The organism is Sphingomonas phyllosphaerae FA2 (assembly GCF_000427645.1).
Lineage (GTDB): Bacteria > Pseudomonadota > Alphaproteobacteria > Sphingomonadales > Sphingomonadaceae > Sphingomonas > Sphingomonas phyllosphaerae.
The window spans coordinates 2,830,719-2,854,590 of the sequence record NZ_KE386571.1; the positions used below are offsets into that span (position 1 = coordinate 2,830,719).

The window sequence follows — 23,872 nt, forward strand, 5'->3', positions numbered from 1 at the left end:
CCGCCATGACCGACCACCCCACCACCATTTTGCGTCATGCGCCCGATTCACGGCCACTAGGTCGCTGGGATTGGGACATTATCGCCGATCGCGTCACATCCGATGCCGGCTTTGCCAAATTATACGGGGTGGCGGCGGACACCGCAGCGGCGGGGGCGCCGATCGCCGAATTTTTTCACGGCATCGCGCCGCAGGACCTGCCGCGGGTGCAGGCAGCAATCGCGCGCAGCATCGACGAGGGCGTGCCCTTCGAGGAAGAATACCGTATCGCCGGCCCTGGTGGCCGCTGGCGCTGGGTCGCGGCGCAAGGCCGCGTCGACCGCGATGCGGACGGGCGGGTCACACACCTGCCGGGGATCAGCTTCGACATCGATTCCCGCAAGCGGGCGGAATTGCGGCTGTCGGCGCTGGTCGAGCTGGGCGACCGCTTGCGCGATCCAGGCGACGCGGGTGATCTGGCGCTGGCGGCGGCGCGCGTGCTGGGCACTGCGCTGGACGTCAGCCGGGTCGGTTACGGCACGGTCGACCCGGTGGCGGAGACGATCACCACCGAACGCGCCTTTTGCGCCGAGGGGATCAGCGCGCTGCCTGCGATCCTGCATTTTCGCGATTACGGCAGCTATATCGAGGACCTGAAGCGCGGCGTAACCGTCGCGATCGCGGACGTGCGCGAGGACGACCGCACCCGCGACACGGCCGAGGGGCTTCGCCAATTGGCCGCGATGTCGTTCATCAACATGCCGGTCACCGAACAGGGCGGTTTCGTCGCCTTGCTCTACCTCAACCATGCCGAGCCGCGCGAATGGCCGGAGGATGAACTGGCGCTGGTCCGCGAGGTGGCGGAGCGCACCCGCGACGCCGTCGAGCGCCGCCGCGCCGAACAGGAACTGGCGACGCTCAACGAACGACTGGAGCAGGAGGTCGAGGCGCGCACCGCCGCGTTGATGGCAGTCGAGGAACAGCTGCGTCAGGCGCACAAGATGGAGGCGGTCGGGCAGCTGACGGGTGGTCTGGCGCATGACTTCAACAATCTGCTGACGGGCATATCCGGCGCTCTGGAGATGATGCAGGTCCGCGTCGCGCAGGGGCGGATCGGCGAGCTGGACCGCTATGTCGCGGCGGCGCAGGGCGCGGCCCGGCGGGCGGCGGCGCTGACGCACCGGCTGCTCGCCTTCTCGCGCCGCCAGACGCTCGACCCGCGGCCGACCGACGTCAACCGGCTGGTCGCGGGGATGCAGGAGCTGATCCACCGTACGCTCGGACCCGCAATCACGCTGGAAGTGGTGGGCGCGGCCGGGTTGTGGAACACGCTTGTCGATCCCAACCAGCTCGAGAATGCGCTGCTCAACCTGTGCATCAACGCGCGGGACGCGATGCCCGATGGCGGGCGGGTGACAATCGAAACCGCCAACAAATGGCTCGACGAGCGCGCGGCGCGCCCGCGCGACCTGCCGCCCGGCCAGTATCTGTCGCTATGCGTCAGCGACACCGGCACCGGCATGACCCCCGAGGTGCAGGCGCGCGCCTTCGACCCGTTCTATACGACGAAGCCGATGGGCGAAGGCACCGGGCTGGGGCTGTCGATGATCTATGGCTTCGCGCGCCAGTCGGGCGGGCAGGTGCGGATCTATAGCGAGCCGGGCGACGGCACGACGGTGTGCATCTATCTGCCGCGTCACCACGGCAGCGTCGACGATGAGAGCGAGGCGACGCTGCCGCTCGATCAAGCGAAGCAGGTAGAAGGGATGCCCACGGTGCTGGTCGTCGACGACGAGCCGACGGTGCGTATGCTGGTGATCGAGGTGCTCGACGGGCTCGGCTATACCGTGCTGGAGGCGGGCGATGGCGCGGGGGCGCTGCGGATGCTGGACAGCGGGATCAAACCCGACCTGCTGGTCACCGATGTCGGCTTGCCCGGGCAGATGAACGGGCGGCAGGTCGCCGACGCGGCGCTAGCGCGCTTCCCGACGCTGCGCGTGCTGTTCATCACCGGCTATGCCGAAAATGCGGTGATCGGCAGCGGGCAGCTCGACCCGCATGTCGCGCTGCTCACCAAGCCGTTCACGATGGAAGGACTGGCCGCCAAGGTCCGCGCGCTGCTGGCCGAGGCGTGAGGGCTTAGCTCAAGGGCTCCTCGACATCGGTCAGGAAGGCGGTGACGCCCGCATCCGCCGCGGCGGCGATCGCCGCGAGCCGCCCGGCCAGCGCGCGCATCGCCATCGCGTCGTCCCCGGCCTCGCGCGCGCGGGCGAGCACGTCGCTTACTCCCGCGTCGATCTGGATCGCCGCGACGCTTGCCTGGCCGACATTCTCGCTGATCGCGCGTCCGGCGACGCCTTGTTCGCGCACCGCGGCGATCACGCTGGCGGACAGTTCCTCGATCGCATCAACCGCGCGCACGATCCCGGCGTGCCCATCCGATACCGCGCCGATCGCGGTCCTGACGCGCGCGACATGCGCGGCGATGCCGCCCGCCGCAGCCCGGGTTTGCGTCGCCAGCGATTTGACCTCGCCAGCCACCGCGGTGAAGCCGCGCCCGGCGTCTCCCGCCCGCGCGCACTCGATCGCGGCGTTGAGCGCCAGCATCCCGGTTTGCTGCGCGATCGTGTCGATCAACTCGCTGACGGTGGCGATCGCCTCGGCCGCGTCGCCGAGCGCGCGAATCTGGTCCGCGCCGGAATGGGTGCGCGCCACCGCGCGCTGCGTCGCCGCCTCTGCCGCGCGCATGCGCTGTTCGACCGCGTCGAGCGCGCCGGCAAAATCCTGCGCGCGCGTGGCGATCCGTTGCAGATTGATCGCCGCGCCGCCGGCGGCGGTGGCGACATCCCCGACGCGCGTGTCGATGGTCTGCGCGCGATCGGCGATGCGACGCGACGCCGTGCCGACCGCCTGCGACACTTCGCCGAGCCCTTGCGCCAGGTCGCGCGCGTCGCCGCGGAAGCGCCGTGCCGCCTCCTCAATCCGCACGGCACGGCGGCGTTCGGCCAGATGCGTGCGACCTGCCCGCTCGGCGGCGATCCGTAACAGGCTGGGCTGGTCGACGATCCCGGCGAACCGCCCGCCGCGCGTCAGGATCAGCCCCTCCGCCGCGTCCGCCGCCCGCCACGCCGCGAGTGCGGCGACCGCGGGCGCACCGATCTCGATCGTCGGACACGCGCGCAACTTGCCCGCAACGCCCATCGGCAGGCCGCGATTGCTGAGCAAGGCGTGGCCGAACGGGCTGAACAGCAATGGGCGTAGATCACGCTCCATCAAGGCACCGCGCGGCCGATCGTGCGAGTCGACGATCGCGATCATCCGCAGATGCGGCGCGGCGCGCAACAGCGTGACCGCATCGAGCAGGGCGGCACCGTCCGCCAAGACACTGAAATCGGTGGCCCATCCCGCCTCGACCACATCATCGCCCGGATCGGCGAGAGGCGCGGGCGTCAGCGGCGGCAGCAGGCGGAGGACCGAGGGCATGACCACAGGGTTAGCCGGCTTTGGTAAAAGCCGCCTTTCCCGCGTGTGACCGTATGATGAAACCCTTCGCCGCACGGAACCGCAACGCGCGCCGTACCTTTGATCCACGACACCTGCGCGTCCTTGCGTGCGGGAGGAATGAGGATCGTCCATGACCGACATCAAGACCCGCCCGGCCGGCAACGGTGGCGAGACGCACCAGACGACCGACGCCGATCACCCGGTGCTGACCACCAATCACGGGACGCCGGTGTCGGACAATCAGAACCAGTTGAAGGTCGGTCCGCGCGGCCCGGTGCTGCTGGAAGACGAAGTCTATCGCGAGAAGATGAACCATTTCGACCATGAGCGCATCCCGGAGCGGATCGTCCATGCGCGCGGTTCGGCCGCGCACGGCTATTTCGAATGCACCGACAGCCTTGCCGACATCACCCGCGCCGACCTGTTTCAGAAGAAGGGTCAGCGCACCAAGGTGTTCGCGCGCTTCTCGACCGTCGCGGGCGGCGCCGGATCGGTCGACACGCCGCGCGACGTGCGCGGTTTCGCGGTGAAATTCTACACGCGCGAGGGCAATTGGGACCTCGTCGGCAACAACATCCCGGTGTTCTTCATCCAGGACGCGATGAAGTTCCCCGACCTGATCCACGCCGCCAAGATGGAAGCCGATCGCGGCTATCCGCAGGCGGCGACCGCGCACGATACCTTCTGGGACTTCATCAGTCTGATGCCGGAGGCCACCCACATGATCATGTGGGCGATGTCGGACCGCACGCTGCCGCGCAGCTTCGCGACGATGGAGGGCTTCGGCATCCACACCTTCCGCTTCGTCAATGCCGAAGGGAAGAGCACGTTCGTCAAGTTCCACTGGAAGCCGCGCGCGGGGCTTGCCTCGACGATCTGGGACGAAACGGTCAAGATCGCCGGCGCCGATCCCGACTTCCAGCGCCGCGACCTGTTCGAGCGTATTAATCGCGGCGACTATCCGGAATGGGATCTGGGCGTGCAATTGTTCGACGAGGAGTTCGCGAACAGCCAGCCCTATGACGTGCTCGACGCGACCAAGATCATCCCCGAGGAAGTGCTACCCGTCCGCATCGTCGGCAAGATGGTGCTCGATCGCTATCCCGATAATTTCTTCGCCGAAACCGAGCAGGTCGCCTTCTGCCCCAGCCATATGGTGCCGGGGATCGACCATTCGAACGATCCGCTGCTGCAAGGGCGGCTGTTCAGCTATCAGGATACGCAGATCAAGCGACTGGGGTCGACCAACTGGCACCAGCTGCCGATCAACCAGGCGAAGGGCCGCGCCGATGCGGCGGGCTGTCCGTTCCTGAACATGCAGCGCGACGGGCATATGCAGATGCAGGTTCCGAAGGGCCGCGCCAATTACGAGCCGAACAGCCTGCACCTCGCCGGCGAGCCCGGCGGCCCGCGCGAGGACCCGAACGGCTTCAAGAGCTATCCCGCCGAGGAGAGCGGCCAGAAGCTGCGCATCCGCGCCGAGACGTTCGCCGACCATTATTCGCAGGCGCGGCTGTTCTGGCGCTCGATGGACCCGGCCGAACAGGCGCATATCGCGTCGGCATTTGTCTTCGAGCTGAGCAAGGTCTCGATCCCGCACATCCGCGTCGCGCAGCTCGCCAATCTGCGCAACGTCGACGAGGAACTGGCGCAGCGCGTTGCCGATGGGCTGGCGATCGATCTGCCGGAGGCGTCGCCGACCAGTGCCCCGGTGCTCGACATGGATCCGTCGCCGGCGCTGCGCATCGTGCGCGGGCCGCTGGAGAAGCATACGCTGGAGGGACGCACCATCGGCATCCTGTTCGCCGACGGCACCGATCGCGAGGAGTTCGAAACGACGGTGGCAGCGGTGAAAGCGGCGGGTGGCCATCCGCTGACGATCGCGCCGAAGGTCGGCGCGGTGCCGTTGTCGGACGGCACGACCGTTGCCGCCGACGCCCAGTTGTTCGGCCAGCCATCGGTGACGGTGGACGCCTGCGCAGTGATCCTGTCCGCGGAGGCGTGCGCCAAGCTGGTCAAGGAAGGCGCGGCGGTGCAATGGGTGATGGATGCCTTCGGGCACCTGAAGGCGATCGGGCATAACGATGCGGCCAAGCCGTTGCTCGACAAGGCGGGGGTCGAGCCCGATGCCGGCGTAACCGACCTCGAGGCGTTCGTCGATGCCGCCAAGCAGCGCTATTGGGACCGCGAGCCCAACGTCCGCACGCTGGCCTGAGGGAGCGAGGATCATGCTCGAACATGTCCCGCACTGGCTCGGCAGCCTGATGCACAATGTCCGTGCCGGCCATGCCAAGCTGGCGATCGTGCAGGACGGCATCGTCACCGGCGACGCGCGGCTGGAACTGTCCAGCCTCGCGTTCGCCGATGGCGCGCGCTTGCCGGAGCGGTTCACCGCCGATGGCGAAGGCGTGTCGCCGCCGCTGACGTGGCGCGGCGTGCCGGCGGGTACCGCGGCGCTGGCGTTGCTTGTCGAGGACCCCGACGCCCCTGCCCCCAACCCGCTGGTCCATGCGGTGGTGTGGAACCTGCCGCCAGAGGACGGCTCGCTCCCGGAGGGTGCGATTGCGCCGGACGGGCGTGGCGCGGACGACGGGTCGGACGTCGGGCGCAACAGCTATGCGCAGGAAGGGTGGTTGCCGCCCGATCCCCCGACCGGGCATGGCAGCCACGATTATGTCTTCCAGCTCTTCGCGCTCGACAGCGCCGCGGCGGTCGACATCAATCCGGGGCGTAGCGAGCTGCTCGAGGCGATCCGCGGGCACGTGATCGCAGCGGGGATGCTGGTCGGCACCTATTCGCGCGGCGAGGAAGCGCCGGTCGGCCCGGCCTCGGCATCGACGCAAGTCGCCTGAGCGATGACCCCGTTGCCGCAGCTCCGCACGCCGCCGGTGGCGCTGGGTGCAGCGGGGCTGTTGCCGCAGATGGCGTGCGTGGCGATCGCGCTGGCCGAACCCGGCTCGCGGATGGCGGCAGGGGTGATCGGCGGCGGCTATGCCGCGCTGATCCTGTCGTTTCTGGGCGGGATGTGGTGGATGCAGGCGCTGCTGCGGAGTGACGAGCGCTGGTGGCCGTATCTGCTGGCGGTCGCGCCGAGCCTGATCGGCTGGGCGGCGCTGCTCGCCGTGATCGGCCGGGTCGCGCCGCCCGCTGCGGCACTGATGACGCTGGCGTTGGCGTTGCTCGCCAGTCCGTTGGGCGATCGCGAGATCGGCCCGTTGTTGCGCGGCGTGCCGGCGTGGCGGCACTTGCGGCTGACGCTGTCGGGCGGGCTCGGCGTGCTGGCGCTGGTCAGCGGGCGGGGCTGACCCCCGCCCCTCTGCCTCAGTGCTTGCGCGCGGCGGCGGCCTTCTTGGCATAATGATGGTGCGCGATCGCGCAGCCCGCTGCGGCACCCATCACGCCATGCCCCTTGCCGACCATATGCCCGGCAAGACCACCGGCCGCGGCGCCGCGCAGACAGCCCTTGGCAGATGCCGGCGAGGCGGCGAGCACCGTAGCGGCGACGGCAGCGATGAGAACGGAACGCATCTCTTTCTCTCCTTGATCGATGGAGCAAAGATAAGCGTTCCTAAGGCGTTGTCCCGTTACAAACAGGACAGGCGCCGGACAGGGAATGACAAGGCGGCACGGATGCGAAGACCCGTGCCGCCGAAACGATCTCAGGCGAACAGCGGGTGGATCGTCGCGGTCTTGCGACGGCGGATCGCAGCGCCGACCAGACCGAAGCCGAGGATCATCATCGCCCAGGTCGCAGGCTCGGGCACCGCATCGGTCGGCGGCGTGGTGCCGCGATCGAACCGAACCTGCAACGAGCTGTCAGGCGCAAAATAGGTGTTCGACAGATTGATGGTAACGAAACCGCCGTCGAAGCTGATGTTGTTGGGATCGAAGGCAAACTCATTGAGGTCCGCGTCGAAGTTGACGACCTTGTTCACGTCGCCGAGCTCGGCATAGGTGAACGGGTCAGTTTTGTTGGTGAAGACCAGCGAATGGGTCCCATCCATCCCGGCGCCATCGGGCAGACTCAGGTTGCCACTGAAGCTGATCGTCAACAGCCCGGCCGAGAAATCCGCGTTCAGCGTCGTGCCGTAGATGTCGAACCCGATGCCGAATTCATTGCCGCCGCTGACAACCGCGTTGTCAGTGGAGCATTCCAGGTTGACCCCGCCGCAGGTCACGGCGTCTCCCACCGACACCGTCGCGGAGGCAGGAGCGGTAATGAACGCGCCGATCAGCGCGAGGCTGCCCAAAATGTGCTTCTTCATGTCACTCCCCTGTCTGGTCGGCAGGGGCCGACCTTTAACGGCGTCTTACAGCAATTCGTTAACAGATCGTTAACGATACTGCCGAGGGGATCATATGCGCGTGTAACGAAAATACCAGACCTCATGCCCCTGTCTGCGCGCCTTGCGTTCGTAGCGGGTTTCCGGCCAATCCTGCGGGCGTTCGAGGAAGTCGCGGGCGGTTTGCGCCTGCCACACGAAGTCGCGGCGCTGGTTCATCACCATCATCGACCAGCGGCAATAGGTCGGATCGTCGGTGCCGAGCCGGAACTCCGCACCCGGCTTCAGCTTGGCGGCGATCAGATCGAGCGGGCCGTGGTTCATCATCCGCCGCTTGGCATGGCGCGCCTTCGGCCACGGATCGGGATGGAGCAGATAGACGCGCTCCAACGACTCGTCGGGCAGGCGTTCGATCACCTCCAGCGCATCGCCCATATGGAGGCGGACATTGTCGAGCGCGCCGTCACGAATATGGCCGAGTGCGCCGACCACACCGTTTAGGAACGGCTCGCAGCCGATGAACCCGGTGCCCGGCGCGGCCATCGCTTGTCCGGCGAGATGCTCACCCGCGCCGAAGCCGATCTCGACCTGCAACGGACGCTCGTCGCCGAACAGCCGCCGGGCATCGAGCGCGCCGTCGGTGGGGACTGCGATGCGCGGCAGCAGTTCCTCGACCAGAGCGGCCTGTCCGGCGCGCAACGCATGGCCCTGACGCCGGCCATAGAGGCGGCGGATCGTTGTGGGATCGTTCATGCAGGCGCGCCTACCGCACGGGCGCGCGAAACGGAACGGAGGAAGCGATGCGTGCGTGGTGGAGCGGTGTGGCGGTGCTTGTCGCGGCAGCGGCGGTGCCGGCGTGGTCGCAACTGTCGAGTCCGAAATCGATCTCGATGCTGAACGGCGACGGCGGCTGGACGCAGGCGGTGTTCGTCTGCGATTCGACCGATCGCGATCGCGTGCTGGTGCTGTCCGCGCCCGATGCGCAGCGCAGCGCGACGCTGACCAGCCTGTCGAAGCCGGGGCTGGTGCGCCATCAGGTCGCGGTCCGCGTCGGCGTGGGCGATCCGGGGATGGGGCAGGTCTATTATCCGCTCACCAACGCCGCGGGGCGCGCGGTCGGCAACGTCCACGCAATCAACCCCGGGATGGTCGAGCCCGGCGCAACGACGCCGACCGTCACTTCGGTCACCTACGGCCGCGACACGACGTCGTGCCGGTTCGCGCCGCAGACGCGCGTGCTGGGGGTGACCGCAAAACGCTCGATCCAGTTGACGCGCAGCGAGCGCGACGGGTTCGTCTATCGCAGCTACAATCACGACACCGATCTGCCCGCGATCGAACAGCCGTGGGGCGGGCGCGACACCCGCGCCTCGCTGACGATCACCGGCGGCCGGTTGGTCGAGGAGCGCGGCGGTCGGCGCATCTATCAGTTTGCGAACGGCGGCTATGTCTATCGCGTGCTCGTCTCGGTCGATCCGGCGAAGGGCGGCGGCGGGGTGCAGGTGTGGCGCGACGGGCGGATGCTGCTTGCCGAACCGTTCGTCGCCTATACCGCCGCCTCCTGAGCGGGACCGAAACCGCATGCGGCTCGTTGGCAGGCGGACATTCAAGCGGAGCCGATATGGGCAAGAAGAAGAAGAAGGCGCTGCGCATTGCCGCCGAACGCGAGCACGACGCCACCGCGCCGCTACGCGCGCTGGCGGCAGCAGGGGCGATGCGGGCGCTTGCGCCGATCGCCAAGGCCACCGACGAACCGCCCCTGCTCGCGTTAGGCCTTGGCACACTGGCGATCGGTGCGGTGCTACGTCGTCCGGCGCTGGCACGCAGCGGGGCGCGGATGGTCGCCAGCCATCTGCTGGCGACAGGCCTCAAGACGGTGTTGAAGGCCGGGGTAGACCGTGCCCGTCCGAATGTTCCGGGCACCGACGCGGTGCCGCGCAAGGGGCATGGCACCGACGACACCAACTTCAACGCTTTTCCGTCAGGGCATACAGCCGGCGCGGTAGCGGTGGCGCAGTCGGTCGCGCATGAGGTGCCCGGGATCGGCGGCGTCGCTAAGCTGGCGGCGGGCACCGCGGGCGTGGCGCAGGTCGCTCGCGGCGCGCATTATGGCAGCGACGTGGTTGCGGGCGCCGTGATCGGATGGCTGGCCGAGCGCGTTGCCGGCTGGGCGATCGAGGCCGGCGAACGCTTCGCCGACACCCGCCGCGAGGTGAAGGCCGAAGCCGAAGCTGAGGCGCATCCGAGCTGACCGGATCGACAGCCTAAGTACGTCATTACAATGGCATCGCGTACAAGGCGTGGTGCGCGAGAATGTAGAGCGTCCGCCGGTCCGCGCCGCCGAGCAGCAGTTGCAGCGGGCGTTCGGGAACGTCGATGCGCCGGGTCAGCGAACCGTCGGGGGCGTAGACGAACACCTGTCCGTTCGCGACGTACAGGTTGCCCGCTTCGTCGCGCGCCACGCTTTCGCCGCCGCGGGGGGCGACGACCTTGAGGTCGGTCACCTGCCCGCTCGCCCCGACCAGACCGCTATAGGTGAGGTTCTCCGAGGCGTTGGTCAGCGTGATGCGACTGCCCGGCACCGCGCCGACAAAGCCATAGGAATCAAGCGTATCCGACCAGCGCCAACCGAGGTGATCGTCGGGGCCCTGGTTCCAGACGCGGAACGCCGGCAGCGCCACCGATCCGTCGGGTGAGCGATATTCCTGCGGCTTCGCCTCGCCGAGCTTGGTGGTGAAGAAGGACGCGATCGGCGGATAATCATAGGTCGCCGGATCGATACGGTCGGCGAATTCACCATTCGCCCAGACGTTTACCGGCAGGAGCGTCGTCGCCTTGCCGCCTGCGCGCACCGCGGTCGGTTCGATCGGACGGATATCGTCGGGCTTGGCGGGGTCGAGGCTGTAGACGCTGCCGTCGCGGCCGGCGGAGGATTGCACCAGCAGGCGGCCGGAGCGGTCGACCGCGAGGTTGACCGGGTCGAGCGGGGCGTCCGACACGGTGGTCAACCCCTCCCCCGGCGTAAAGCCATGAATTCGCTGAAAGAAGCGGTCGACGAAATATAGCTTGCCCTTGGCGTCCACCGCACCGCCGGAGATGGAATAGAAGCCGTCTGCGAGCTTGGTCACGCCGGAAGTTACTGGGATCGCTAGCTCAGCGGTGGCGGGAGTTGGAGGGATGTCGAGGCTGGCGAACTCGCGTTCGCGGACTTCCTGACGGTGGGTCATGTCCTTGATGCTGTTTTCAAACGGAAATTTGCTGGCGCGCAGATAGGTGCCGCAGCCCTTGGCGTCGCAGCTCGCAAAGCCGCTTTCGGCGTTCACATGGACGTTGCGGAAGCGGATACCGCCTGAATTGAACAGCTTGACCGCTGCATCCATCGGCTTGATCGTCCGCGTCACGCGATAGCCGTGGTAATTGGCGAAGAGGATGTCGCTCGAATTGTGGAACTCGGTCGAGACCGCGTTGACGCCGTCGCGTACCTCCTGTTCGGTCTGTGGTGCCAGAAACTCCCAGTTTTTAACCCGGTCCAGCACGATCTCGGCACGATAATGATGCTCGGCGGAGAGCTGATAGACGTGTCCGGGCGTGCTGGTGTCGGAAACGTGAAAACCTGCGGACGCGAGCGTGTTGGGTGACCAGATCGCCGAGAAGGTTCCGCCGCCGCCGTCGGCGACCATGATGCTGGGGTACTGGCCGTCGGGACGCGCGCGCGGGTCGTTCTGGTTGATCGGGCTGCCCTTGGTCAGCACCGTGCCGCCGCCGCCCTGGATCTTGACGTCGTTGACCTCCGACGCCGCGCCGGCTTTCCACAGCAAGGCGGTGGCGCGGCGGTTGATCGCGCCGGTCCAGAGCCCGAGGCCGTGGACGATCGCGTTGCCGCCCTTCGCGCTCTCGATCATCGCCTTCGCGCCGCCGACCCCGGTGAAGGCGGGGGTTTCGTCGGGCAGATAGACGTGCGTCAGGCTGGGGTGGAGCGAGATCAGGACGGTGTCGGGACGCAAGCGGATCGTATCGGTGACGCGGTAGCGGCCGAGCGGGAGATAGACGACGCGGTGCGTGTCGATCGCGCGCTGCAACGCGACGGTGTCGTCGGTGGCGTCGTCACCCTTCACGCCGAGATCGTGCGCATTCGCCCAGTCGCGGACCGGCGGGAGCGCGCGGATCGCATTGGCCGGACGCTTCGGCGCGCGCGCCAGCGGGGTCATCGAAACGTCGGTCGCGGTTTCGCCGATCGTGCCGAGCCCGGCGAGCTTCAGCCCATGCGAGAAGTCGGCGACGCGGTAGCGCGCGCCCTTGCCCGCGATCGTCTTGCCGGAATCGCGGAAGCGCGCGAAGGTCGGCGTCTCGATCGCGACCGCATCGTCGAAGCCGATCTGCGTGAAGACGCTGTTCTCTTCCGAGATCACCACCGCGGCCTGCGAGACGTTCTCGAAGCGGACCTGCTTGCCCCACAGCGAATCCGAATAGCCGCGGTCGATCTCGATCCCGACGGGCGTGTCGCGGATCGCGACGTTGACGAGGGTCAGGTCGACCTCATGCTCGCGGATCGCCGCGTCGCGCTGCCCGGAGAATTCGCTGTCGATCAGCGTGAACTGCCACGCGGGCGAGGTCTTTTCGGACATGATGCCGTATCGGCCGCCGAAGAAGCGCAGGTCCTCGAACTCGTTGCCGGCCTGATAGACCCCCGCCAGCCCCGAGCCGATGTGGAAGTCGACGTGGCGCAGATAGCCGTGCTGCGCCACGCGGAAGCGCACCGCGACCGCACCGGCATTGCCGTCGCCGATGCGGAAATCGATGTTCGACAGCGCGGAATAGAAGGTGCTGGACGTGGCGTCGTAGATCGCAGGATCGAACGGCACGCTGGTGCGCGGCGGCACCGGCGCCTTGCCGACGCGATACTGGTCCTCGCCGGTGAAGGCGACCATTGCCGCGACGCCGCTGCCGAAGCCGGGGGTGGCGTCGCCGAGCACGATCTGCGGGCGGGTCTTGCCGATGCCGAACAGCCGCACCGCCGAGCGGACGAAGATCGTGCGCGAGATGCGGTAGGTGCCCGAAGGGACGAAAACGACACCACCGTGTCCGCCCGCCGCCGCCGCGTCGATCGCCTGTTGCAGTGCGACGCTGTCGTCGGCGCGGCCATCGCCGACCGCCTTGAGGACGACCGCGCGCGGATCGTCGGGCATGGTCTGGTAGACCGACGTGCCGGGCCTGATGCCAGGTGCCGCGAGGGCCGGGGTCGCGAGCACCGCTGTCAGTGCCGCCCCGATCCGCCATCCTGCCCGCATCGCCCGTCTCCCGTCTGTTTTCGCGCTTTTGCTAGCGATACCAGCGGGATGCTTCATGCGCGACGATGGTCGTAGGTGGCAGGCGATGGGGTGACACAGGTCAAGCCGTCGCCCCGGACTTGATCCGGGGCCCCGCTTCTTTCGTGCTGTTGAAGAAGAAGCGGGATCCCGGATCAAGTCCGGGATGACGGGTATATTCCGCAGCGGCTTCGCTTGTGGCGGGATGACGCCGGCTGAAACCGTTCATCCGTCATTGCGAGCGGAGCGAAGCAATCCAGAGTCGGACCAGGACACCCTGGATTGCTTCGCTCCGCTCGCAATGACGGACCGATTCAACGCCATTCGCCGTCAGGCGTAGCTTGTGTCGCCGCTGAGCGCTTGTGCGGCGATCGCGACTTGCGTGCGGTTGCGGACGTTCAGCTTGCGCATCAGCGCGGTCATGTGCGCCTTCACGGTCGCCTCGGCGATGCCAAGGTCGTAGGCGATCTGTTTGTTGAGCAGCCCGGAATGGACGCCGCGCATCACCTTGAGCTGTGTCGGGGTGAGTTGCGCCAGCATCGCGCCGCTGACCGGCGCGGGCATCTCCTGAGCGATGGCTTCCATTCCTTCCTCCCGTAGCACCGCCGTCCCGTCGCGCTTTCGAGCGGATTCGGTTGGACAGCTTTGCGTGTTATGCGCTGCGATGTTAGCGCTTTTCAAGTAACATGCGATAGATTGAACGGCGAAGTTGTCGGACAGCCGGCGCAGCCTCTCGCCACATCGGCGGCCGTCCGCTAGGTTCGGCGGACATCGCACGGGAGGGGAGCGCCGGTGAGCGAGGGACGACTGGCCGACCGCGCCTATGCCGCGATCGTGCGGATCATCAACGACGAAGGGCTGACGACCGGCGACCGGCTGCCGTCCGAGGCGCGGCTGGCCGAGACGTTCGGCATGTCGCGCACGATCGTCCGCGAGGCGCTGGCGCGGCTCGCCTCCGACGGGATCACCGAGGCGCGGCGCGGCGCTGGAAGCTATGTGAAGCGGCGGCCCTCGGAGCGGTTGGGGACGCATCTGCCGCTCGACGCGCTGGCGGCGACGCTCGGCACCTATGAGGTGCGGTTCGTGCTGGAGGCGGAGGCGGCACGGCTGGCGGCGCTGCGGCGGTCGCAGGCGCAGCTCGACGCGATCGAGGCGGCGCTGGAGGCCTTGCGCGCGGCGTTGTTCTCGAACGCGCCGGCGCATGACGAGGATTGGGCGCTGCACCTCGCGATCGTCGCGGCGACCGGCAATGCCGCGTTCGCGCCGGTGTTCGACCATCTGCGCGACAGCGTGATGCACATCCTGCGCGCGGGGGTCGATATTTCACGGTCGCGGCCGCCGCAGGTGATCGGGGCGATGATGGAGGAGCATGACGCGATCGTCGACGCGATCCGCACGCGCGACGCCGATGGCGCGGCGCTGGCGATGCGCTGGCATTTGTCGCAGGGGCGCAAGCGGTTGATGCCGTAATATGATCGTCATTGCGAGCGTAGCGAAGCAATCCAGAGCCGGACCAGGACGCCCTGGATTGCTTCGCTACGCTCGCAATGACGGGTGACTTAACCCCCGGCGGCCTGCTCCCGCACGCTCGCGCCGCAAAGAAGCGGGGTGGCGGGTCGAGCCCGGGACGACCGTTGGATTACGCCCGTCCCTTCTCAACCCACGCCTGCACTTCGCGGCACAGCGCCTCCGGCGCGTGGCCGGCGTCGAGGCGGAGCGCGCGTTCGGCGGCGGCGGGGGGTTCGAGCGTCGCGAGCTGGCTGTCGAGCAGGCTGGGTGGCATGTAATGGCCGATGCGCGCGCCCATGCGGCGGGCGATCTCGCCGCGATCAGTGTCGAGGAATGCGAAGTGCAGCGGCAGCCCCGCCGCCGCCTCCAGCCGCGCGCGATAGGCATGGCGCAGCGCGGAGCAGGCCGCCACCGCCACGCCGCCGCTACGCGCCGCCTCGCCCAAGGCCGCGCCGAGCCGGTCGAGCCACGGCCAGCGATCCGCGTCGGTCAACGGCGCGCCGGCCTCCATCTTCGCGACGTTCGCCGCCGAATGGTAGGTGTCGCCTTCGAGGAACGGCGCGTGCCAGCGATCGGCGAGCAAGCGGCCGAGCGTCGACTTGCCCGTCCCGCTGACCCCCATCACCACCACCGCCAGCGGCGTGCCGTTCATTCCGCCTGCCACCATCGTTCCTCCCGCCGCACGGCCTGCGCTATCGGCCGCGCGGTCGCCTTCTGACCATTACGACCTTTGTCGGCGCGCCGCGCGACTTTGGTCGTAGATGCCCGTGCCCGCCCCCTCGCGTATGACTTGCATCACACAAACGCGTGCCCGCAACGGCGGAGGCGCGCCGCCATTTAGGGGATGGAAACATGGTCGAGGCACGTCGGCGTTCGCTGAAATATGATACCGCTACCAGCGTTGCGGCGCTGGCATTGATGCTGCTGGCGAGCCCGGCGGTCGCGCAGCAACAGGCGGGGGAGCTTCCCGATTCGACGCGCAGCGCGGCGCCAGCGACCCCCGACCAACTCGTCACGCCGAACGCGCCGGCCGCGCAGGATGCGGCGCCCGCCGCCGCCTCCGACATCGTCGTCACCGGCACGCGCATCACCGCGAGCGGGTTCAACGCTCCCACTCCCACGACGGTGATCGGCGAGGCGCAGATCCAGGCGAATGCGCAGCCCAACATCTTCAATACGATCGCGCAATTACCGTCGCTGCAAGGCTCGACCGGGGCGGCGACGGGCACGTTCAGCACGTCGAGCGGGCAGCAGGGGCTCAGCTCCTTCTCGCTGCGCGGGCTGGGGACGATCCGCACGCTGACGTTGCTCGACGGGCAGCGCGTGGTCGGCGCGAACGTGACCGGCGTGCCCGACATCAGCCAGTTCCCGCAATTGCTGATCAAGCGCGTCGACGTCGTGACCGGCGGCGCGTCGGCGTCGTACGGCTCGGACGCGGTTGGCGGCGTCATCAACTTCATCACCGACACGCGCTTCCAAGGCGCGAAGTTCAACGCGCAGACCGGTGTTTCCACCTATGGCGACGGCGGGCAGGCGCTGGTGCAGGCGGCGCTGGGCAAGAGCTTCGCGAACGACCGGCTGCACATCGTGCTGAGCGGCGAATATGCCAAGGATCAGGGCGTCGGCCCGGGCAATTTCGGCGAGGATCTGGCGAGCGGGCGCGACTGGTATCGCGCGACGACCTTCGTCGACACCAACATCCGCAACAGCAACAACCCGCAGTTCCTCGTCCGCGATCACGGGCAGGCATTCAAATATACGAAGTGGGGGCTCATCAACAACGGGCCGTTGCAGGGGATCGCGTTCGACGGCGACGGGCGGCCGTTCGCGTTCAACTACGGCTCGAACGGCGTGCCGGCCAAGAACGCCAATGGCGATGTGATCGGCTGTTATGTCGGCTTCTGCGTCGGCGGCGACCAGTCGGGGCATGTCGGCTCGGGCACGTCGCTGCAATCGGCGCTGGAGCGGATCAACGGCTATACGCGGATCGGCTATGACGTCGCGCCCGACACCGAATTGTACCTGACCGCGAACATCGCGCAGGTGAAGACCAGCAACCAGCCCAATCCGGGCGCGTCGAAGGACAATGTCACTGTCCAGTGCGCCAATCCGTACCTGCCCGCCTCGATCCAGGCGCAGTGCGCGACCGCGGGGATCACGCAATTCCGCTATGGCCTGAGCAACGCGATCCTGCCGAATATCAAGGTCAACACCGATCGCCGGCAATATCGCTTCGTCGGCGGGCTGAAGGGCAAGGCGGAGATCTTCGGCGACAGCTGGACCTACGATCTCTATTACGAACACGGCATCAACGTCACCGACATCAACGTCGACAATATCAGCCTCAACGGCCGGTACACGCAGGCGGTGAATGCGGTGCGGCTGAATGGCGAGATCGTCTGCGCCGATGCCGCGGCGCGCGCGAGCGGGTGCCAGCCGATCAACATCTTCGGCAACAACAAGCCCTCCGCCGCGGCGCTGGCGTATATCGTGCCCGACAACGGGCCGTTCCAGCATACGCGCCAGACGCAGGATGCGGCGGCGGCGAGCATCTCGGGCACGCCGATCGACCTGTGGGCCGGGCCGCTCGCGATCGCGGCGGGCATCGAGTGGCGGCAGGAGGCGTATCGCGTGCGGGCCGACGCTTACGGCGCGGGCGTGTCGGACCTGAGCCCGAACAATGCCGACTATCCCGCCGATCCGTCGCTGCTGGCCACCGGCAACAACTGGTATGCAGGCAATTACAAGAACGGCTCGGGCAAATATAACGTCGTCGAAAGCTTCCTCGAACTCAACCTGCCGCTGATCGACTCGCCCGTGGTCGGGCGCGCCAATCTGAACGGTGCCGGGCGCGCAACGCGTTATTCGACGTCGGGCGTCGTCTATGCGTGGAAGGTCGGCGGCACATGGGAGACGCCGATCAGCGGGTTCCGCCTGCGCGCGGTCACCTCGCGCGACGTGCGCGCGCCCAACCTGTCGGAGCTGTTCGCCGCGCCGACGACCACGACCGTCCCGAACTTCACCGATCCGTTCAACAACACGCAGGTGCTGATCATCCAGAACACGATCGGCAACACCGCACTGCGCCCCGAAATCGCGCGCAGCACCGAATTGGGCGCGGTGCTCGCACAACCCTCGTGGTTGCCGGGGCTGAGCCTGTCGTTCGATTATTACGACATCAAGATCGACGACGTCGTCTCGTCGCTGTCGGCGCAGCAGATCGTCAACCTGTGCCGCGAGGGGAATGCCGACACCTGTAGCGCGTTCAACCTGCAGAACACCGCCGGGCCGAACTTCGTCAACGTCCAGGCGTTCAACCTCGCCTCGATCAAGACGCGCGGGTTCGACATCGAGGCGAGCTATCAATGGCGCCGGCCGCTCGGGCTGCCGGGTAGCCTCACGCTGCGCGGGCTGGGCACGCATGTGATCGACTATATCACCGACTCCGGGCTCAACTCGAACGGCAAGCCGGTCGCGCCGGTCGATTCGGCGGGGGCGAATTCGGGGGCAACGCCGAGCTGGAAGTGGCTGGCGATTCAGACCTATCAGAACGACAATTTCAGCCTGTTGCTGCAGGAGCGCTGGTTCAGCGACGGCGTGTACGGCAACCAATATATCGTCTGCGCGCCGGGCAATTGCCCCGAGTCGACCAACGACCACCCGACGATCGACTTCAACCGGATGAAGGGCGCGTTCTACTTCGACATCGGCGCGACGGTGAACGTGACGCCGCAGGTCAGCATGTTCGTGAAGGTCGACAATCTGTTCGATCGCGACCCGGAGCCGTCGCCGCAGACCAACACCGGGCTGGACGTCAATCCGGCGCTGTACGACACGTTGGGCCGGTTCTTCCGCGTGGGCGTCCGCGGGCGGTTCTGATCGGGGGCTTCGCGCGTCCGTCATTGCGAGCGCATTTGGCGAAGAACGCAGAAGAAGCGGGATCCCGGATCGAGTCCGGGATGACGGATTACAGGAGCGGCGCCATCCCCGACGGCGCCAGGATTTCGATCCAATAGCCGTCGGGATCGGTGATGAAGGCGATGTCCTTCATCGTGCCGTCCTGCGGGCGCTTCTTGAACGGCACGCCCAATTGCTCGAACCGCGCGCAGGCCGCCGCGACGTCGGGGACCGAGATGCCGATATGGCCGAAACCGCGCGGATCGTCGTTGCCGCTGTGGTAGCCGGTGAAGGACACGTCGCTTTCGGTGCCCCAATTGTGCGTCAGCTCCAGCGTCGTCTCCCGCGTGAAGATGAAGCGCGCGCGTTCGGCCGGATCGTCGGGCACCGACTCACCCTCGCCCAGATAGGCAAGAAAATAGAGCGAGAAGCGCATGTCAGGGAAGTCGAGCTTCTGGAGCAGGGCCATGCCCAGCACGTCGCGGTAGAAGGCCAGCGACGGCTCGGGATCGCGAATGCGGAGCATCGTCTGGTTGAGCGCGAACCCTTCGGTGCCGGGCGTGCGGGGCATGATCTTCTCCGGGTCAGGCGAGCGTCAGGCCGACATCGACGTTGCCGCGCGTGGCGTTGGAATAGGGGCAGATCTGGTGCGCGGTATCGACCAGCTGCTGCGCCTGATCCTTGTCCACGCCGGGCAGGTCGACGACGAGGTCGGCGGTGATGCCGAACCCACCCGCCGAACGCGGGCCGATGCCGACGGTTGCGGTGACCTTGGTTTCGGCGGGTACCTTCACCTTGAGCTGCTGCCCGGCGACCTTGAGCGCGCCGAGGAAGCACGCCGAATAGCCGGCGGCGAACAATTGCTCGGGGTTGCTCCCCTCGCCGCCCGCGCCGCCCAATTCCTTCGGGGTCGACAGCGCGACCTCGAAGCGGCCGTCCTCGCTGCGCGCGCGGCCGTCGCGGCCGCCAGTGGCGGAGGCAGTGGTGGCGTATTTGACGTCGACGGACATGGGCGTATTTCCTTATCTCGATAATCAGTATCGCGGTATGTATTTGACGCCGAAGCGTATGTCCAGCGAAAAGATTATCGCGATAAGGAAAATGCTGCTACGTATCTGACATGGCTGACGCACGTCCTCTCGATGAGCAGCTCTGCTTCTCGCTCTATTCCGCGAGCATGGCGGTCGGGCGCGCGTACAAGCCGCTGCTCGACACGATCGGAATCACCTATCCGCAATATCTCGTGCTCCATGCCTTGTGGGAGCAGGATGCACGAACGGTCGGCGCGATCGCCGAGCGATTGGCGCTCGAATCGAGCACGGTGACGCCGTTGGTCAAACGGCTGGAGGCGGCCGGGCATGTCGCCCGTCAGCGCAACCCGGACGACGAGCGACAGGTGCGCGTGATGCTGACCGACAGCGGGCGCGCGTTGCGCGAGCGCTGTGGATGTCTTGCCGAGGAACTGGTCGCGCGCAGCGGAATGTCGCTCGATCAGCTCGCGGCGCTCAACCAGCAGGTCGCCGCGCTGCGGCGCGCGCTGACCGGCGGCGCGCAAAGCTGAACGAACCCGTCGCGATCGCGACAAAGTGACACACTTTCGTGCATGTGTCGGGACGTGGCTGCGACAGCCCGCTCCTACTTTCACTCTCGTTGCGCCGCGGATCGCGGTGCCTGTGTAAAGGAGCGTCACAATGAACCGTTTTCACATGCTGATCGCAGGGCTCAGCCTCGTCGGCGTCACCGCGCCGCTCGCCGCCAGCGCCGCACCGTGGCAGTCGATCAACGCGCGTCAGGCGCAGCTCGATCGCCGCATCGATCAGGGGATCCGCAGCGGCAAGCTCGACCGCCGCGAGGCGAAGCGGCTACGCACCAATTCGCGCCAGCTCGCCCAGCTTGAAACGCGCTATCGCCGCAGCGGCGGGCTCTCGAACCGGGAGCGTCAGGACCTCAACCGCCGCTTCGACGCGCTGAGCGCGCGCGTCCGCTGGGACAAGCACGACCGTCGTTGAAGCAAATCGACAGCCACTGATCACCACTCTTCTTCTGTCATCCCGGACTTGATCCGGGATCCCGCTTCTTTGCGCGACGGTCAGGAAGAAGCGGGGCCCCGGATCAAGTCCGGGGCGACGAAGGAGAAAAGCTCACCACGACCACGGGAGCCGTCGATGTCGATCCGCCACTATCGCTGAGCGGCCTCCGCGATCAGCGCGTCGTCGATCGCGGCGGCGCGCTGATAGGCCGGGCGCTGCTGGAGCCGATCGAGATAGCGCATGAACGTCTCGCGCTTCTCCAGCAGCCCGAATTGCGTGAACCAGCCGACCGCGCTGCCGACATAGACATCCGCGGCGGTGAAGCGGTCGCCGGTGATGTAGCTGTGCGACGACACCGCATATTCGAGCGTGTCGACCGCCTGCGCGAAGCCACCATAGCCGACCATCCCGCGCTTGGCCTCGGGCACCTCTACTCCCAGCACCTTGTCGACCATCGCCGCCTCCAGCGGGCCGGCGGTGAAGAACATCCAGCGCAGATAGGGTGCGCGTTCTTCCGCGCGCGGCGCGAGCCCGGCCGCCGGGAACGCCTCGGCGAGATAGGCGCAGATCGCCGCCGCCTCGCTGACCACCGCGCCGTCGTGAACGATCGTCGGCACCTTGCCGAGCGGGTTGGCGTCGAGCAGCGCGGCGGGTTTCTGCGTCCAGTCGACCAGCACCGTTTCATAGGGCTCGCCGATTTCCTCAAGCATCCAGCGCGCGATCCGGCCGCGCGACATCGGGTTGGTGTAGAAGGTCAGCGTCATGCGCGCGCATCCAGATGGCGGTGGAAGAAGTCGATCGTCCGCCCCCAGGCGAGATCGGCGGCGGCCTTGTCGTAGCGCTCGGCCGAGGTGTCGTTGTTGAAGGCGTGGTCGACGCCCGGATAGTCGAATGCCTCGACCGGCTTGCCCGCGGCCTTCAGCGCGGCGACCCACGGGACCCCGGTCTGCGCGACGCGCGCGTCCTTGCCAGCATAATGGAGCATCAGCGGGACGTTGAGCTTCGGCGCTTCGGCGGCATCGGGGGCCGGGCCGTAGTAGCTGACCGCGGCGGCGAGCCCCGGCCCGGCGGCGAGCGCGACGCGGTCGACGAGCGCGCCGCCCCAGCAGAAGCCGACCGTGCCGACCTTGCCGGTGCCGCGCGAGAGTTTCGCGAGTCGGCCCACCGTTGCCACTGCGCCGGCGAGCACTGCGTTCATGTCCGCCTTGCCGATCAGGTCGCGCGCTTCGTTCTCGTCGGCGGGGGTGCCGCCTTGGGCCGAGAGGAAGTCGGGGGCGACCGCGAAGAAGCCAGCGAGTGCGACGCGGCGCGCGACATCCTCGATATGCGGTTGCAGCCCGCGATTTTCGTGGATCACCATCACCGCGCCGATCGCGCGGCCGGGGTTGCGCGGCGCGGCGAAATAGCCGGTCATCTGCGCGCCGCCGCCGATGCCATAGCTGCCCTTGCGGGTGACGAGCCGGGGGTCGGTCGGCTCGGTCAGCGCGGCGGCGGCGGGCGAGGCGGCGATGCCGCCGATCAGCGCCTCCGCGGCGGCGACCGATCCGACGAGCGCAGTCATCTGACGCAGCAGGGTGCGGCGGTCGCGATGGTCGTGGGTGAAGGCGTCGTACAGGCCGATCGCCCGGTCGCGCAGGCTGGGGTCCATGACGGTTCCTCTCACGATTCGGTGTGGTTAGCGTGGGAGGGTAGCGGGAAGCGACGGGGGGCGGAAGGTGGCGTGGGGATGGTTGCTTGCGTGTTGCACGCCCACGCGGGCCAAACTCACCGTCGCCCCTGCGGAGGCTGGGGCCTATGGCTGCCGGCGTCTTGATGGTGGTGGCCATTGTAGGCGCAGTCTGTGTGTCAGACGTTCCGCCACCCGCCACAGACATGGGCCCCTGCCTGCGCAGGGGCGACGGTAATCGGGGCGGGCCGACCGCCTGACCCGTCATCCGGGACGTGATCCAAGATCCCGATCCTTCGCCGCGACCAGTAGAAAGCGCCGCCCCGGATCAGGTCCGGGATGACGAACGGACTACGCCTTCTCCAGCGTGCATTGCAGCGGGTGCTGGTTCTGGCGGGCGAAGTCCATGACCTGGCTCACCTTGGTCTCGGCGACCTCGTAGCTGAACACGCCGCACACCCCGACGCCCTTCTGGTGGACGTGGAGCATCACCCGGGTCGCCTCTTCCATGTTCATGCGGAAGAAGCGCTGAAGGCACAGAACGACGAATTCCATCGGCGTGTAATCGTCGTTGAGCATGAGGACGCGGTACGGCGTCGGTTTCTTGGTGCGGGCGCGCGTGCGCGTGGCGATGCCGACCCCGGTGCCGTCACCGTCGGCATCGTCGCTCTGGCCCGCGGCCATCGGGACAATCTGCTGCTGCATGGACACTGCGCGAATATGGCACGCGGGCGCGCGCAGGCAAGACCGCAAACGCGCAAAAAAGGCGGCCGCATCGCTGCGACCGCCCTCTTTTGCTTGCGCGACCGCGATCAGGCGGCGGTGCGGAACTTGTCGGCGGCGACCGCGACGCGGTTCTGCAGCGGCTTGGCGACGTCGCCGGCCAGCTTCAGCGTCGCTTCGGTCGAGCGCGAGGCTTCCTTGACCAGCGCGTCGAACGAGGCGCGGACGTAGTCGGCGTGGAGCTGCAGCGCCTCGGTCGGCGACTTCACCGACGCCAGCGTCTGCACGAGCCGCGCGGTGCTCTCGTAACGGGCACGCGCGAAGGCGGCGGCGTCCTGACCGAAAGACTCGAACGCCTGGGCGGCGATGCGGCTCGATTCAACCAGCGCCTCGACATTGCCCTTGCCGAATTCGGCCATGTCCTCGGCGACCTTGCGGCTCTTGTCGAGCGCGACGCGCGCCTGCTCGCCGGCGTTGGCGAAGGCGGCGCGACCCTGCTCCTGCGCCTTGTCGGCGAACGCCTTGGCCTGGTCCTGCGCCTTGTCGGCGAACGCCTTGGCCTGGTCCTGCGCCTTGTCGGCGAACGTCGTGACGGTGTCGGTCATGTTCGTGTCCTTCACTTCCAATGGCGCTGCCGGGGCAGCCGGTTGGGGTTGGGTAACGGGTTCTTCGATCACGGGAGCGGGCACAGCCGAAGCTTCCGCCACCGGAGCGGCCGGTTCTTCGGCGGCGATCACCACCGGCGCGGGCTCATCGGTGATCGCCGGATTGGCGAGCACCGCGGGCACTTCCGGTTCGGCGGGAACCGGCGGCAGGACGGACGTGGCCGACGCGACCGGCTTTGCCGCGACACGCGCGCGACCCTTGGCCGGTGTGCCCGTCCTCCTGCCCTCAACCTTGCCGGTCTGGTCCACCATCGTGCCCGCTCCGTGATTTGCTGCACTGCACAATAATGATCCTTTGCTTAGGTTGCAA

The 23,872-nt window shown here is 67.6% G+C and carries 23 protein-coding genes; 10 read left to right on the top strand and 13 right to left on the bottom strand.

Annotation, left to right across the window (positions count from 1 at the left end; genetic code table 11):
• Positions 1–5 precede the first annotated feature (5 nt).
• Complete coding sequence (locus SPHPH_RS0113730) at positions 6–2,114, top strand: ATP-binding protein (RefSeq protein ID WP_051273019.1); 2,109 nt, start codon at positions 6–8, stop codon at positions 2,112–2,114.
• A 4-nt stretch (positions 2,115–2,118) separates the two neighbouring features.
• Here the strand turns inward: SPHPH_RS0113730 and SPHPH_RS21685 are convergent, their stop codons facing one another.
• Positions 2,119–3,462, bottom strand: a complete 1,344-nt coding sequence (locus tag SPHPH_RS21685) for a methyl-accepting chemotaxis protein (RefSeq protein WP_051273020.1) — start codon at positions 3,460–3,462, stop codon at positions 2,119–2,121.
• 151 nt (positions 3,463–3,613) lie between these two features.
• Here SPHPH_RS21685 and SPHPH_RS0113740 point away from each other — a divergent pair, with 151 nt between their 5' ends.
• The 3 genes from SPHPH_RS0113740 to SPHPH_RS0113750 are packed head-to-tail and all read left to right on the top strand — an operon-like array spanning position 3,614 to position 6,788.
• On the top strand, positions 3,614–5,698 hold the full coding sequence (locus tag SPHPH_RS0113740; protein ID WP_028967206.1) for a catalase: 2,085 nt from the start codon (positions 3,614–3,616) through the stop codon (positions 5,696–5,698).
• A 13-nt stretch (positions 5,699–5,711) separates the two neighbouring features.
• The gene (locus SPHPH_RS0113745) at positions 5,712–6,335 is read left to right on the top strand and encodes a YbhB/YbcL family Raf kinase inhibitor-like protein (RefSeq protein WP_028967207.1); all 624 of its coding nucleotides are present in this window, start codon (positions 5,712–5,714) and stop codon (positions 6,333–6,335) included.
• Positions 6,336–6,338: 3 nt separating this feature from the next.
• Positions 6,339–6,788, top strand: a complete 450-nt coding sequence (locus SPHPH_RS0113750) for a DUF3429 domain-containing protein (RefSeq protein ID WP_028967208.1) — start codon at positions 6,339–6,341, stop codon at positions 6,786–6,788.
• 16 nt (positions 6,789–6,804) lie between these two features.
• On the opposite strand, the gene SPHPH_RS0113755 is transcribed toward SPHPH_RS0113750, so the two are convergent.
• The 3 genes from SPHPH_RS0113755 to trmB form a co-directional block, all read right to left on the bottom strand.
• Positions 6,805–7,011: a hypothetical protein gene (locus SPHPH_RS0113755; protein WP_028967209.1), complete on the bottom strand. Its 207-nt coding sequence runs from the start codon at positions 7,009–7,011 to the stop codon at positions 6,805–6,807.
• Between the two features lie 131 nt (positions 7,012–7,142).
• Entirely contained in the window at positions 7,143–7,748 is a 606-nt protein-coding gene (locus tag SPHPH_RS0113760; protein ID WP_028967210.1) for a PEPxxWA-CTERM sorting domain-containing protein, read from the bottom strand.
• A 90-nt stretch (positions 7,749–7,838) separates the two neighbouring features.
• On the bottom strand, positions 7,839–8,519 hold the full coding sequence (trmB, locus tag SPHPH_RS0113765; RefSeq protein WP_028967211.1) for a tRNA (guanine(46)-N(7))-methyltransferase TrmB: 681 nt from the start codon (positions 8,517–8,519) through the stop codon (positions 7,839–7,841).
• 47 nt (positions 8,520–8,566) lie between these two features.
• On the opposite strand from trmB, the gene SPHPH_RS21215 reads away from it, so the two are divergent.
• Together SPHPH_RS21215 and SPHPH_RS21220 are read left to right on the top strand one after the other, a co-directional pair.
• Entirely contained in the window at positions 8,567–9,331 is a 765-nt protein-coding gene (locus tag SPHPH_RS21215; RefSeq protein ID WP_028967212.1) for a hypothetical protein, read from the top strand.
• A gap of 56 nt (positions 9,332–9,387) precedes the next feature.
• Positions 9,388–10,017, top strand: a complete 630-nt coding sequence (locus tag SPHPH_RS21220) for a phosphatase PAP2 family protein (protein ID WP_051273021.1) — start codon at positions 9,388–9,390, stop codon at positions 10,015–10,017.
• Positions 10,018–10,042: 25 nt separating this feature from the next.
• On the opposite strand, the gene SPHPH_RS0113780 is transcribed toward SPHPH_RS21220, so the two are convergent.
• On the bottom strand, positions 10,043–13,054 hold the full coding sequence (locus SPHPH_RS0113780; protein WP_051273022.1) for a glycosyl hydrolase family 28-related protein: 3,012 nt from the start codon (positions 13,052–13,054) through the stop codon (positions 10,043–10,045).
• A gap of 348 nt (positions 13,055–13,402) precedes the next feature.
• On the bottom strand, positions 13,403–13,657 hold the full coding sequence (locus SPHPH_RS19840; protein WP_051273023.1) for a helix-turn-helix domain-containing protein: 255 nt from the start codon (positions 13,655–13,657) through the stop codon (positions 13,403–13,405).
• A 207-nt stretch (positions 13,658–13,864) separates the two neighbouring features.
• On the opposite strand from SPHPH_RS19840, the gene SPHPH_RS0113790 reads away from it, so the two are divergent.
• Positions 13,865–14,542: a FadR/GntR family transcriptional regulator gene (locus SPHPH_RS0113790; protein ID WP_028967214.1), complete on the top strand. Its 678-nt coding sequence runs from the start codon at positions 13,865–13,867 to the stop codon at positions 14,540–14,542.
• A 169-nt stretch (positions 14,543–14,711) separates the two neighbouring features.
• Here the strand turns inward: SPHPH_RS0113790 and SPHPH_RS0113795 are convergent, their stop codons facing one another.
• Positions 14,712–15,248: a gluconokinase gene (locus tag SPHPH_RS0113795; protein WP_037488599.1), complete on the bottom strand. Its 537-nt coding sequence runs from the start codon at positions 15,246–15,248 to the stop codon at positions 14,712–14,714.
• Between the two features lie 185 nt (positions 15,249–15,433).
• Between SPHPH_RS0113795 and SPHPH_RS0113800 the strand changes: the two genes are divergently transcribed.
• A complete protein-coding gene (locus SPHPH_RS0113800) occupies positions 15,434–18,460 on the top strand; it encodes a TonB-dependent receptor plug domain-containing protein (RefSeq protein WP_051273024.1) in 3,027 nt (1,008 codons plus the stop codon).
• An 88-nt stretch (positions 18,461–18,548) separates the two neighbouring features.
• Here SPHPH_RS0113800 and gloA read toward each other — a convergent pair whose 3' ends face one another.
• Both gloA and SPHPH_RS0113810 read right to left on the bottom strand, forming a co-directional pair.
• Positions 18,549–19,049 carry a lactoylglutathione lyase gene (gene gloA, locus SPHPH_RS0113805; protein WP_051273025.1) on the bottom strand — a complete coding sequence of 167 codons (501 nt, stop codon included), beginning with the start codon at positions 19,047–19,049 and terminating at the stop codon, positions 18,549–18,551.
• Positions 19,050–19,062: 13 nt separating this feature from the next.
• On the bottom strand, positions 19,063–19,488 hold the full coding sequence (locus SPHPH_RS0113810; protein WP_028967218.1) for an organic hydroperoxide resistance protein: 426 nt from the start codon (positions 19,486–19,488) through the stop codon (positions 19,063–19,065).
• 110 nt (positions 19,489–19,598) lie between these two features.
• Between SPHPH_RS0113810 and SPHPH_RS0113815 the strand changes: the two genes are divergently transcribed.
• Entirely contained in the window at positions 19,599–20,039 is a 441-nt protein-coding gene (locus SPHPH_RS0113815; protein WP_028967219.1) for a MarR family winged helix-turn-helix transcriptional regulator, read from the top strand.
• A 130-nt stretch (positions 20,040–20,169) separates the two neighbouring features.
• Positions 20,170–20,487 (top strand): hypothetical protein, encoded by a 318-nt coding sequence (locus tag SPHPH_RS0113820; protein ID WP_028967220.1) that lies wholly within the window; start codon positions 20,170–20,172, stop codon positions 20,485–20,487.
• Between the two features lie 170 nt (positions 20,488–20,657).
• Here the strand turns inward: SPHPH_RS0113820 and SPHPH_RS0113825 are convergent, their stop codons facing one another.
• From SPHPH_RS0113825 to SPHPH_RS19845, 4 genes are all read right to left on the bottom strand, one after another.
• Entirely contained in the window at positions 20,658–21,272 is a 615-nt protein-coding gene (locus SPHPH_RS0113825) for a glutathione S-transferase family protein (RefSeq protein ID WP_028967221.1), read from the bottom strand.
• Positions 21,269–22,156: a dienelactone hydrolase family protein gene (locus SPHPH_RS0113830; protein ID WP_037488602.1), complete on the bottom strand. Its 888-nt coding sequence runs from the start codon at positions 22,154–22,156 to the stop codon at positions 21,269–21,271. Before SPHPH_RS0113830 ends, SPHPH_RS0113825 begins: the two co-directional genes overlap by 4 nt.
• Before the next feature lie 369 nt (positions 22,157–22,525).
• The gene (gene clpS, locus SPHPH_RS0113835) at positions 22,526–22,879 is read right to left on the bottom strand and encodes an ATP-dependent Clp protease adapter ClpS (RefSeq protein ID WP_081668636.1); all 354 of its coding nucleotides are present in this window, start codon (positions 22,877–22,879) and stop codon (positions 22,526–22,528) included.
• A gap of 107 nt (positions 22,880–22,986) precedes the next feature.
• Positions 22,987–23,814 carry a phasin family protein gene (locus tag SPHPH_RS19845; protein WP_051273026.1) on the bottom strand — a complete coding sequence of 276 codons (828 nt, stop codon included), beginning with the start codon at positions 23,812–23,814 and terminating at the stop codon, positions 22,987–22,989.
• Positions 23,815–23,872 lie beyond the last annotated feature (58 nt).